The sequence below is a fragment of the Bacillus sp. L75 genome (genome assembly GCF_003676355.1).
Lineage (GTDB): Bacteria > Bacillota > Bacilli > Bacillales > Bacillaceae > Bacillus > Bacillus velezensis.
The window spans coordinates 93,337-105,230 of sequence record NZ_ML064910.1 but is presented as its reverse complement, the minus strand read 5'-3'; the positions used below and the strand labels follow the sequence as shown (position 1 = coordinate 105,230).

14 protein-coding genes are annotated in these 11,894 nt (G+C 47.2%); 9 read left to right on the top strand and 5 right to left on the bottom strand.

Going from position 1 to position 11,894, the window contains the following annotated elements; genetic code table 11:
* The 8 genes from D5S11_RS15535 to nosA form a co-directional block, all read left to right on the top strand.
* On the top strand, window positions 1-1,358 hold a 1,358-nt coding region (locus tag D5S11_RS15535; RefSeq protein ID WP_128424635.1), incomplete at its 5' end, for an MSCRAMM family protein.
* A 107-nt stretch (window positions 1,359-1,465) separates the two neighbouring features.
* The gene (locus tag D5S11_RS20085) at window positions 1,466-2,119 is read left to right on the top strand and encodes a class A sortase (protein WP_025284410.1); all 654 of its coding nucleotides are present in this window, start codon (window positions 1,466-1,468) and stop codon (window positions 2,117-2,119) included.
* 230 nt (window positions 2,120-2,349) lie between these two features.
* Window positions 2,350-3,954: a sensor histidine kinase gene (locus D5S11_RS15525; protein ID WP_108725102.1), complete on the top strand. Its 1,605-nt coding sequence runs from the start codon at window positions 2,350-2,352 to the stop codon at window positions 3,952-3,954.
* Complete coding sequence (locus D5S11_RS15520) at window positions 3,951-4,631, top strand: response regulator (RefSeq protein ID WP_007408483.1); 681 nt, start codon at window positions 3,951-3,953, stop codon at window positions 4,629-4,631. Before D5S11_RS15525 ends, D5S11_RS15520 begins: the two co-directional genes overlap by 4 nt.
* A 12-nt stretch (window positions 4,632-4,643) precedes the next feature.
* Entirely contained in the window at window positions 4,644-5,606 is a 963-nt protein-coding gene (locus D5S11_RS15515; RefSeq protein ID WP_032865212.1) for a tripartite tricarboxylate transporter substrate binding protein, read from the top strand.
* A gap of 192 nt (window positions 5,607-5,798) precedes the next feature.
* Window positions 5,799-7,097, top strand: a complete 1,299-nt coding sequence (citM, locus tag D5S11_RS15510; RefSeq protein ID WP_007408485.1) for an Mg(2+)/citrate complex secondary transporter CitM — start codon at window positions 5,799-5,801, stop codon at window positions 7,095-7,097.
* A 51-nt stretch (window positions 7,098-7,148) separates the two neighbouring features.
* Window positions 7,149-7,943 carry an MBL fold metallo-hydrolase gene (locus D5S11_RS15505; RefSeq protein ID WP_032867806.1) on the top strand — a complete coding sequence of 265 codons (795 nt, stop codon included), beginning with the start codon at window positions 7,149-7,151 and terminating at the stop codon, window positions 7,941-7,943.
* A 123-nt stretch (window positions 7,944-8,066) separates the two neighbouring features.
* Window positions 8,067-9,158 carry a nitric oxide synthase gene (nosA, locus tag D5S11_RS15500; RefSeq protein WP_020955496.1) on the top strand — a complete coding sequence of 364 codons (1,092 nt, stop codon included), beginning with the start codon at window positions 8,067-8,069 and terminating at the stop codon, window positions 9,156-9,158.
* Here the strand turns inward: nosA and D5S11_RS15495 are convergent.
* The gene (locus tag D5S11_RS15495) at window positions 9,152-9,424 is read right to left on the bottom strand and encodes an acylphosphatase (protein WP_015239384.1); all 273 of its coding nucleotides are present in this window, start codon (window positions 9,422-9,424) and stop codon (window positions 9,152-9,154) included. The two genes, nosA and D5S11_RS15495, sit on opposite strands and share 7 nt — an antisense overlap.
* A 67-nt stretch (window positions 9,425-9,491) precedes the next feature.
* Between D5S11_RS15495 and D5S11_RS15490 the strand changes: the two genes are divergently transcribed.
* Entirely contained in the window at window positions 9,492-10,151 is a 660-nt protein-coding gene (locus D5S11_RS15490) for an MOSC domain-containing protein (RefSeq protein WP_015239385.1), read from the top strand.
* Window positions 10,152-10,191: 40 nt separating this feature from the next.
* On the opposite strand, the gene D5S11_RS15485 is transcribed toward D5S11_RS15490, so the two are convergent.
* The 4 genes from D5S11_RS15485 to map form a co-directional block, all read right to left on the bottom strand.
* A complete protein-coding gene (locus D5S11_RS15485; protein WP_003155609.1) occupies window positions 10,192-10,326 on the bottom strand; it encodes a YflJ family protein in 135 nt (44 codons plus the stop codon).
* A 178-nt stretch (window positions 10,327-10,504) separates the two neighbouring features.
* Window positions 10,505-10,660 (bottom strand): hypothetical protein, encoded by a 156-nt coding sequence (locus tag D5S11_RS15480; RefSeq protein ID WP_003155608.1) that lies wholly within the window; start codon window positions 10,658-10,660, stop codon window positions 10,505-10,507.
* An 82-nt stretch (window positions 10,661-10,742) separates the two neighbouring features.
* Window positions 10,743-11,054 (bottom strand): DUF3243 domain-containing protein, encoded by a 312-nt coding sequence (locus D5S11_RS15475; protein WP_003155607.1) that lies wholly within the window; start codon window positions 11,052-11,054, stop codon window positions 10,743-10,745.
* A 56-nt stretch (window positions 11,055-11,110) separates the two neighbouring features.
* A complete protein-coding gene (map, locus tag D5S11_RS15470; RefSeq protein ID WP_007408490.1) occupies window positions 11,111-11,860 on the bottom strand; it encodes a type I methionyl aminopeptidase in 750 nt (249 codons plus the stop codon).
* Between the last annotated feature and the right edge of the window lie 34 nt (window positions 11,861-11,894).

Here is an 11,894-nt window from a genome sequence, read left to right as displayed (position 1 = left end):
GGCTGACGAAGGAAGATGCGGAAGGCCGAAACCTTGAAGGTGCAGTCTTCAAAATCGTCGACCGTGATGGAAAAACGGTTAAAGAAGATCTGGTTTCAGATAAGGACGGAAAAGTAGAAACATCCGGTCTTACACCGGGTCATTACGCCTTCATTGAAACGAAAGCACCCGACGGTTATGTGTTAAATACGGAGAAAAAAGAGTTTACCATCTCAGAAACAGCGGAAGGAAAGCCGGAGCCGTTTGACGCAGGAACGGCCGTCAACTATAAAGGCTCTGTCCAGCTGATCAAGAAGGATCAAGACGGAAACGTTTTAGACGGTGCAGTATTTAAAATCATTGACAGTGATGGAAAAACCGTAAGAGACGATCTGATGACAAAAGAAGGCGGCAAAATTGACGCCGGCGGTTTGGCGCCCGGAAACTATCAATTTGTTGAAACAAAAGCGCCGGATGGTTATCTGCTGTCAACAACCCCTGTGCCGTTTACGATTAAGGCTGAGAACAGCGGAAAACCGAATCAGGCTGCCCTGACTGCAGTTAACATCAAGAACAGCGTTGTTCTCACAAAATTGGATCAAGGTGACAAACGGAAAGTCCTGCAAGATGCGAAGTTTAATCTGACAGATGCAAACGGCAAAGTACTGACAGAGGGCCTGACGACAGATGAGCACGGACAAATTATTGTACGGGGACTGAAAGCGGGCGAATATCAATTTATCGAAACAAAAGCGCCCGAACTTTACAGTTTGGATCAAACGCCAATATCATTCAAGATCACAAATACCGACATAAAACCAGTCGAAATCAGTGCGGAGAATACACTGACGCCGGGTGATGTCACACTGACAAAAGTGGATCATGACGATAAAAATAAGGTGCTGGAAGGTGCTGAATTCAAGATCACGGATTCTGCCGGACATCCGGTAAACACCGGCGGCAGCAAAGAACGGCCGGCGGTATGGAAGACGGATCAAAAGGGCCGGTTTACGGTGAAAGGATTAGCGCCCGGACAGTATCGATTTATCGAAACAAAAGCGCCTGACGGCTATCAGCTGAACGAAAAACCAATTGAATTCACAATTGAAAAAGGACAGTTAAAAGCCGTTGAGGTCGTCGTTTCTAATAAGAAATTAAAAAATCCCGCACCTGGGAAAGACACACCGAATCATCAAACGAATCAAGGCGGGCATCATCCTGATACCAATGGTAAAACCAATCACCCGGATACAGGCAAAAACCTGCCGAAAACCGGTGATACGGACGGTATGATGCCGGTCACGGCCGGTATTCTGCTGCTATTAGCCGGCGGAGCCGCGGCTGTTGTATCAAGAAAGAAGAAAGCAAGGAATAGATAGACGTTATCGCACCTGATCATGTAAGAATCGATCAGGTGCTTTTTTTAAAAGAGAATCATTTCTCACCAAATACTCACCGCATGACGTACAAGAAAGGAATTTTCTTCATGGTTAAAAAAATGATCATTGCCGTTCTTATTTTGTCCGGGCTGCTTCTCATTTCCTCTCCTCTCATGAAAGGCTGTTTGATCGCGTACCTCAGTAAAAGTCAAATTGAATCGGAATTAACCGCAGAACAAGCGCGGAAAAATAACATGAAAAAAGCGGACTATGATTTTGAATCCATTCATCCGCCCGGTTTCAGGGAAACAGTTCAGTCAAGTTTTAATCGCAAACCAAAACCGATAATCGGACGGATAACCATCAGCAGCATCGATTTAGACCTTCCGATTTTAAAAGGCACAACCAATGAAAACCTGCTGATCGGCGCGGCAACTATGCGTCCGGATCAGAAAATGGGCGAGGGAAACTACCCGTTGGCAGGCCACCATCTGAAGCAGGAGAACCTATTGTTCGGCCCTCTTTTACACATAAAAAAAGGCGCGCAAATCGTGATGACCGACTTTAGAAAAGACTATATTTATTCTGTAACATCAAAAACCATGATTTCAGAAATAGAAGCAAACGCAATTCAGGAGACAAAAGATAAAGAGATTACATTAATCACATGCGACAAGGCGGTAAGAACCGAAGGACGCCTGGCCGTCAAAGGAAAATTAATTGATATTTCCGGTCATTCAAATGTATCTCGGCCATCATAGAGAAACACTTTTTCAACTGAATATACGTCCGTTGTTAAACATCCCGAGACTGGCTTCTGTCAGTCTTTTTTTGCGCAGCGATTATAAAAAGTTATCCTTCTTATCTCTCTTGAGGGAAATTATACCATACTGCAGAAATGACAAGAGAAAAAGATCACGAAAATTCTCAAAAATGAGAAATAAAGATTTAAAAAATGGTATGATTTTAGGAGGAAAGGACGGCTGGTGCTGTGTTGGAAGCGAAGCGGTTTTATGTCTCTCTGCAAATGAAAATCGCCGGATTAATTACGGCTTTATTAATACTTGTCATCGGAACGCTCACGGTTATATTTGCCTTTCAGCAATTAAAGGAAGGGCAGAAGCAGGCTGAACAGCTGGCGGTGCAAACGGCAAAAACCATTTCATACATGCCTCCTGTAAAAGAGGCGTTCCGGCTTGCGGATCAAGAGGCTTTTACAAAGTTAGATGTCATTGAACAAATGAAAGAACAGGCAGGCGCGCACGCCGTCTACATCACTGATCAAAAAGGGCATGTTGCATTTCATTCGGCCCGAAGCAGTATTCCGAAAGAAAATCAAAATCTGCAAAATAAAACCATCATGTTCGGCGGGTCACCGGTTTCCGACGGAATGAAGGCTGTCCGGGGGAGCGCCCCGGTTATTTTGGAGGAAAAAAATCATAACGAAGTCGTCGGAACGGTGACAGTCGAGTTTTTACAAGATGAGATAGAAAAAGATATGAAAGCGCATCTGCGGCATTTAGGCTATTTTGCATGTTTGGTGTTTCTTATCGGCATCGGGGGAGCGGCGGCGCTCGCAAAAAGCATCCGTAAAGATACACTCGGCCTTGAACCGCATGAAATTGCAGCGCTGTACAGGGAGCGCAATGCGATGCTCCTTGCGATTAAAGAAGGGATTATCGCCGTAAACAAAGAAGGCGCGGTAACCATGATGAATTTATCTGCGGCTGATATGCTGAATCTGCCGGAACCGATGATCGGAAGGCATATAAAAGAAATCATGCCGGGCGCAAATCTCATGCCGGTGTTGGCAGGGGGAGAATTACCGCCGAACGTGGAGGTGCGTGCCGGAAATAAAGTATTTATCTTAAACGTGAAAGAAATGAAGCAGACCGGACAAGTATACGGAGCGGTGATCAGCTTCCGGGAGAAAACAGAGCTCAAGAAACTGATTAACAAGCTGACTGAAATGAAAAAATACTCGGAGGATCTCCGGGCGCAAACGCATGAATTCTCGAATAAGCTTTACGCGATACTCGGTCTGTTAGAGCTGGGAGAATATAATGAAGCCATTGAACTGATAAAAGAAGAGTACGCCATCCAGAATGAACAGCACGAAATCCTCTTTCAAAACATTCATTCACAGCGGGTTCAGGCCATACTATTAGGAAAAATGGGAAAGGCGTCTGAGAAGAAAGTGAAGCTTTCAATAGATGAAAACAGCTTTTTAGAATCGCTGCCGGAGCATGTGGGTTCATCCCAGCTCATTACGATCATCGGAAATCTTATTGATAACGCTTTCGAAGCCGTCGCCGAAAAAGAGAAAAAAGAGGTCGCCTTTTTTATGACTGATATCGGCAGGGATATCGTCATCGAAGTGGCGGACTCAGGGGATGGCGTGCCTCAGGAAAAAACAGAAACCATATTTGAAAAGGGCTACTCTTCAAAGGGGACAAGGAGAGGATACGGCTTAGCCAATCTGAAAGAAGCCGTCAGTGAATTACAGGGATCGATAGAGATTTCGCAGCAAAAGAGCGGCGGAGCCGTATTTACGGTGTTTATACCGAAAGAAACGCCAAAGGGGGAATCGGTGTGATTAACATCGCGATTGCAGAGGACGACTTTCGAATAGCGCAAATTCACGAAAAATTTATCGAACATCTTGATGGATTCAATGTCATCGGTAAAGCAATCAATGCCAAAGACACCATATCGCTGCTTGAGAAACGGCAGCCTGATCTGCTGCTTTTGGATATTTATATGCCGGATGAGCTGGGAACAGATCTGCTCCCGCTTATCCGCGGCCGTTTTCCTTCCGTTGATATCATCATTATTACGGCTTCTGCCGAAACAAGACTGCTGCAGGAAGCGCTCAGATCAGGCGTTTCCCACTATGTCATAAAGCCGGTGTCGGCACATAAATTTACAGAAGTGCTTTTGCAGTACCGTGAAAAAAGAGAATGGCTGCACTCACAGCCGGAGCTGAGCCAGTCCGTTATCGACATGTTTTTCGGAAGCGGTCAGAAAGAACAAAAACAGCTCAATGATCTGCCGACCGGGATTAATTCGATTACACTTCAAAAAATCAAAAACGCGCTCAGGGCAGCCCAAAAAGGGATGACGGCTGAAGAACTGGGCGAAAAAATGGGCGCCTCCAGAACAACGGCGCGGCGCTACGCCGAGTTTCTCGTTTCTCAGGAAGAAGCGCTCGCTGAATTAGAGTACGGCATTATCGGCAGGCCGGAACGGAAATATTATTTAGCACATGAATAAGGGATGGGAGAAATGAAGCGGTTGGGAGTGCTTCTTGTCATGCTGGCGGCGCTGGTTTCTTTTGACGGACGGCAGATGGCGGGCATCCGTTCAGCCGAAGGGCCGGTTGAAATTGTCGTCTCGGCAGCGCCTCAAGGGGGCTGGGACGTAACGGCAAAAGCTTTGCAATCGGTAATAGAGCGGAAGCAAATATTAGGCCGGCCCGTAAAGATCGTCTATAAACCCGGCGGAGGCGGAGACAGCGGCTGGAAATATGTAAACGAACGAAAAACGGATGTCATCAGTATGAATTCAAGCCTGCTGTTAAGCAATGAAATTTTGGGACAAAGCCGGCTGAAGGCAGCTGATTTTACGCCTTTGGCCATTATCGCAAAAGAGTGGCAGACCGTCGCTCTTCCGAAGGATTCAAAGATAAAAAGCGGAAAGCGGCTGCTCGGCGATATTAAAGCACATCCGGGCGGCATAAAAATCGGATTTGCGCCCGGCCTCGGAAATGATGACCAGCTCTCCTTTGCGAGAGCGGCGGAAATGGCCGGAATTTCTCCGTTTGATATCCGCTTTTTTCAATACGGGAGCAGCAATGAAGTCATTGAAGCTCTTATCAGCCACGAGATAGACGCCGCCTCAATGACCATTTCAGAAGCGAGAGACGCCTATCGGAAAGGGAAAATCACATTGGCGGCCGTTACGTCGGACAAAAGGCTCTCCGGCTTCAGCGATGTGCCGACATGGAAAGAGCAGGGGGTGCCGTTTGTCTTTGCGCACTGGAGAGGCATCATGGGGCCGAAAGACATGACCGAAGGCGAGATCGCCTATTGGGATCAGGCTTTGAAACAGATTACCTCATCCGCGGAGTGGAAGCAAATGTTGAAAAAACGGGATTGGGAGAGCTTTTATAAAAACAGCAGCGGCGCAAAACGCTTTTTAGAAGAGCAGACCGAGTTTTATAAAGAGATGATGAGCAGCGAAAAATAAGCCTTCCGCATATTTGCGGGAGGCTTTTTATTTATAAATGAACAAAATGAACGAAAAGGTTATAAAAAATTAAAAATCTTTAAAATCCAAAATATTTACTTCAATATCCAATTCTCATAAGATAGCAAAAAGGCGGATAAAGGGGATCGGGCCTTTAAAATGTAAGCGTATTCATAATAAGGGGGACATACTGTGTTAGCAATCTTAGGCTTTCTTATGATGCTTGTTTTTATGGTGCTGATTATGACAAAACGGCTTTCAGTGTTAACGGCGCTCGTATTAACGCCGATCGTGTTTGCGCTGTTTGCCGGGTTTTCTTTTAACCGGGTCGGCGAGATGATGATTTCCGGGATTGAACAGGTGGCGCCGATTGCAGTCATGATTATGTTTGCGATTCTTTATTTCGGCATTATGATTGATACCGGTTTATTTGATCCGATGGTGTCGCGTATTTTAAAGCTGGTTAAAGGCGACCCGCTCAAAATTGTAGTCGGAACAGCCGTTTTGACCATGCTTGTCGCACTGGACGGAGACGGCTCGACGACGTATATGATTACGACAAGCGCAATGCTGCCTTTGTATATCATGCTCGGAATCCGTCCGATTATTTTAGCGGGAATCGCCGGTGTCGGCATGGGTATCATGAACACGATACCATGGGGCGGCGCGACGCCGCGTGCGGCGAGTGCGCTCGGCGTTGACCCGGCAGAGCTGACGGGGCCGATGCTGCCTGTCATTGCCAGCGGCATGGTATGTATGATTGTGGTCGCTTATGTACTCGGAAGGATGGAAAGGAAACGGCTCGGGGTGATCGAATTAAAGCAGCCGTCCCATACAAATGAAACGGCTGCGGCTGCGGAAGATGAATGGAGGCGGCCGAAACTGTGGTGGTTCAATTTACTGTTAACGCTTTCTTTAGTGGGATTTTTAGTGTCAGGAAAAGTGAATTTAACCGTGCTGTTCATCATTGCGTTTTGTATCGCGCTGATTGTCAACTATCCGAAGCTTAACGATCAAAGGGAGCGTATTTCAGCCCATTCGAGCAATGTGCTTGCGATCGGTTCGATGATTTTTGCCGCAGGCGTGTTTACCGGAATTTTAACGGGGACGAAGATGGTTGATGAAATGGCCATTTCCCTCGTATCGCTTATTCCGGAACAGATGGGAGGTTTTATTCCGGCGATTGTTGCCTTAACGAGCGGTATCTTTACGTTTCTGATGCCTAATGACGCCTATTTTTACGGCGTGCTGCCCATTTTATCCGAGACCGCCGTGGCGTACGGTGTAGATAAGGTGGAAATCGCCCGCGCTTCGATTATCGGCCAGCCGATTCATATGTTAAGCCCGCTCGTGCCGTCGACGCATTTATTAGTCGGGCTTGCCGGGGTCACCATTGATGAACACCAGAAATTTGCGATGAAATGGGCGGTTCTTGCCGTTATCGTCATGACGGCCTTTGCGCTCATCATCGGCGCAATCACGATTTTTTAACATAAAACACCCGGTTCGTCGCACACTAAAGGCATCAGAGGAGGTGCCATGATGAGTGATCCGTTTATGCCGCTTTTTTCAGTGAGAAGCGGCGCCGGTTTTAAAGCGGCGGACGGCGTTTACGGACTGACCGTGCAGATTGCGAATGTTTACTTTATCGAAAATCCCTCAGCTCCGCGGGAAATCATTCTGGTTGACGCGGGAATGCCTCAATCGGCGGAGATGATAACAGAAGAAATGAAACGCCGATTCAAAGAGGGGTATCAGCTGAAGGCGGTCATTTTGACACACGGTCATTTTGATCATGTCGGTGCGATTGAAGAGCTGCTTGAGCTTTGGGATGTGCCGGTTTACATTCATGAAAAGGAGCTCCCGTACGTCACGGGGAAAGCGGATTATCCGCCTGCCAGGCCCGATGCGAAAAAAGGGCTTGTCGCAAAGCTGTCACCGCTGTTTCCGCGCCATACGATCCGCATTCCGTCCGTTCAGGCACTGCCTTCAGACGGTACCGTTCCGTTTCTTGAAGAATGGAAATGGGTGCATACGCCCGGTCACACCCCCGGCCATATTTCATTATTCCGGGATAAAGACCGCGTTCTGCTTGCCGGTGATGCCGTGATCACTGTTGAACAGGAATCGCTTGCGGACGTTGTCATTCAAAAGCAAGAGCTTCACGGGCCGCCCGCTTATTTTACAGCGGATACGCAGACGGCGGCCGCATCCGTTGAGAAATTGGCCGAACTGGAGCCGGAAGCGCTTTTGACGGGTCACGGAATTCCGATGACGGGAAAAAACTACCGTGAGGATTTGCTTACACTGGCTGAAAAACTGCATTCCGTTTTGTAAAACACCTGCGAACATCACAGGTGTTTTTTCTTTGCAGTTTCCAGTATGATACAAAAAAACCATTGTGTTCACACCTAAAAACGATACAATGGGAAACAGATGTAAATTGAAGGAGAGAGTTTTTTGAAACATACGGAAATACTTTGGGATGAGGCGAAGGATTTTATTGATGTCTGCTATCAGGAACTCGGAATGGAATCGCAAATCAACGAGCGACTACACGCGATAAAAGATGAGATAGATCGGACGGGGAGTTACGTCCATACGGCGGAAGAGCTTGAACACGGGGCGAAAATGGCGTGGCGCAACAGCAACCGCTGTATCGGGCGTCTGTTCTGGCAATCGCTGAACGTCATTGACCGGCGCGGTGTGAAAACGAAAGAAGAGGTGCGCGACGCATTATTTGAACATATTGAAATCGCCACGAACGGCGGAAAAATTAAACCGACGATTACGATTTTCCCTCCTGAGAAGAATGGGGAAAAACAAGTGGAGATCTGGAATCACCAGCTCATCCGCTATGCGGGATATGAGACTGAAAAAGGAAGAGTCGGTGATCCGGCATCATATGAGCTGACGGCTGTCTGCGAAAAACTCGGCTGGCGCGGGAAGCGGACCGATTTTGATATTCTGCCGCTGCTTTTCCGGATGAAAGGGGACGGGCAGCCGGTCTGGTATGACCTGCCTCAGACGCTCGTGAAAGAAGTGCCGATCACCCATCCGGATATTGAAGAGTTTGCCGATTTAAATCTCAGATGGTACGGGGTTCCGATTATCGCCGATATGAGGCTTGAAATCGGCGGGCTGTCGTACAACGCGGCGCCTTTTAACGGATGGTATATGGGAACCGAAATCGGCGCAAGGAACCTTGCTGACGAAAAACGGTATGATATGCTCAAAAAAGCCGCTGCGGTCATGGGGATTTCCGCCAGCCTGAATACCGACCTGTGGAAAGATCAGGTGCTGGTGGAACTGAATAAAGCAGTGCTCTATTCATACAAAAAACACGGTGTCAGCATTGTCGATCACCATACGGCGGCGAATCAATTTAAACGCTTTGAAGAACAGGAACAAGACGCGGGCAGAAAGCTGACGGGCGACTGGACCTGGCTGATTCCGCCGATCTCGCCGGCTTCCACCCACATTTTCCATAAATCATATGACAATACGATTGTGAAGCCGAATTATTATTATCAGGACAAGCCTTATCAGTAACTGATGGTAAAAGTGCGGTACCCTTTCAGACGGTGTGATTCTTCGATGGTTACGCCTGTGACATTTGAGAAGGGGCTGCCTTTTCTGACTGCTTCGGCAAATTGTTTTAACGACTCTTCAGGACCTTCGGCAAGGATTTCCACCCGGCCGTCATCACGGTTTTTTACCCAGCCGGCTACCTTATGTCTGTCGGCTTCCATCTGGACGAAGTAGCGAAAACCTACGCCCTGAACCCGGCCGTCTGCAATCATATGATATTGAAGCATGGAAAAACCACCTTTTTCTTACTATGATAAAGGAAAGATATGAGATTTCGCAAAGGATGTGAACGAGGTGACGCAAGACTATTCTGTCTTATCTATCAATCTCGGAAAGCCCGCAATTCATGAATTTGCCGGCAGACAAATCAATTCCGGCATCATAAAGCGGCCCGCAGATTCTCCCGTCATGCTGTATAAAACCCATTTTGACGGGGACGGGCAGGCTGATCTGAAGCATCACGGAGGTCCCGATAAAGCGGTGTGCGTGTATCCCGCCGAGCATTATTCATATTGGGAAACAACGCTCGCAAGAAAACTTCCCGCCGCCGCGTTCGGGGAGAATGTAACGGTCAAAGGACTTGCCGAACAAGACGTGTGGATCGGAGACGTCTTTCAACTGGGGGAAGCCGTCGTTCAAGTAAGCCAGCCGCGCCAGCCCTGCGTCAAACTCGCGCTCAAATATGGCATCAAAGATATGGTGCTCCGTGTACAGCAGACGGGATTTACCGGCTTTTATTTCAGGGTGCTTGAAGAAGGATATGTCGATCCGCGTCCCGTCCTCAAGCGTCTGTCGAGAGGAAAAGAAAGCATTTCCGTCTGGTATGCGAATGAAGTGAAATATCGTGATTCCGGCAATCTGTCAGCGATTGAAGAAATACTGCGGGAAGAAGCGCTGTCAGAAAGCTGGAGGGAGTCCTTCCTTAAAAAAAGAGACAGGCTCACTAATGTATAGAAAAAAAGCCGTGCTGCACTGACAGCACGGCTGATTTACGTTATGCTTGTTTTTTTGTTTCCAGCAGATTGGCAAGGAAGTACTTTTTGAAGCTTTGAAGCTTTCTTCCTTCATAGTGGGTAATTCCTTTTTTCTTTAACTCTTCTACATACCAGCCTTTACTGCCATAATGCATGTCAGAAAACTCCTTTCTCCGTTCTCCCGCTGGGGAGGTTTCTTCAGTTTTTGCCAAACTTTTGGCATTGTAACATCTATAAAAAGACGCTGAAAAGGGATAACGCAAAAACTGAGACTTTCGATTCAGAGATGTAAAGCTTTCTTACATATATATGTAAAGGGCGGTCTTTTCATGCTTAATGGCCGGTTAATTTTAACAGCACCGTTCCGAGTGTCATGATTCCGAAAACGACGCCGAAATAAATCAGCATCCCCTTCTTTTTCTTCACTCCGTAAACGGTGAGAATGATGCTTTCAATAAAGAAAATAAACCCGAAGATAATAAACCACATGTTGAAAAATGGCTCCTTTCACAGACATATGTCCAGTGTAGCACAACTCTTATAACGGAGCATAAAAAAGCCGGGCACTGTATCAGTGTCCGGCAAGTTTGACGAGAAGCTGGGCCAAATGCTGTTTTTCATTGTCATCCGCAATGTCCCACAGTTCTTGTAAGAGTTTTTCTTCCGCATTGCGGGGCTCCTCGTGTTTGGCGAGATAGTCCCCGAGGATGGCGGCGCTTTTGATGATTTTGCTGTCATCCAGACCCAGTTTTTTTCCGGCGGAAATTTTCTGATGAAGGTACGCCTTAAATTCCTCGAAATCCTCTAAAATCTGCTGTTTCGTTACGCCGTGCATGGCGTGTATTTCGTTTTCGATTTTGATTTTTTCTTTATCTTTTTTCATGCGTCTCCCTCCTTCGGGTTAGTTGTTGTATACCTGTTTGGAAGGGAGATGAAACATTACAATGCAGTTAAAATAATCGGTTTATCTTTTGTGATCACGATGGTGTGTTCCACTTGGGCGACAAGGCTTTTATCCGGCGTTTTAAACGTCCAGCCGTCTCCCGCTTCAACAATCGTTTCCGCTTTCGTGGAAATAAACGGCTCAAGCGCGATCACGGTTCCGTTTTTAAACAGCGCGTTATCAAACGGATCGTAGTAATTCATGATGTGGTTCGGCGCTTCGTGGAGGTTTCTGCCGATCCCGTGGCCCGTCAGCGTTTTAATGACGGTAAATCCGTTGGAGCGGGCTTCGTGGTAGACGGCTCTGCCGATCTGGTTCTGGCGTTTGCCGGCTTTTGCCTGATCCAATCCTTTCTGAAATGCGGATGCTGCGCAATTACAAAGCTTTTGCAGACGTTCATCGCCTTCTCCGAGTACAAATGAAATTCCCGTATCGGAATAAAAACCGCCGAACTCCGCCGAAATATCGATATTTACAAGATCTCCGGCTTTTAAGATTTTAGAGGCGCTCGGAATGCCGTGAGCGACTTCGTCATTTACGCTGATGCATGTCACGCCCGGGAAATCGTATTCCTTCTCCGGAGCGGAAGCGGCTCCGTGCTCGTCAAGCACAGCCTTTCCGATCAGGTCAAGATCTTTCGTGCTCATGCCGGGCTCGGCTTTTTTCTTCATTTCTTCACGCGCCAGCGCGACGATTCTGCCGATTTTTTTAAGGCCTTCTAATTCTTGATCGTTCGTTACAATCATTGTCATTCCCGCTTTCTATTTTTAATCATCTGAT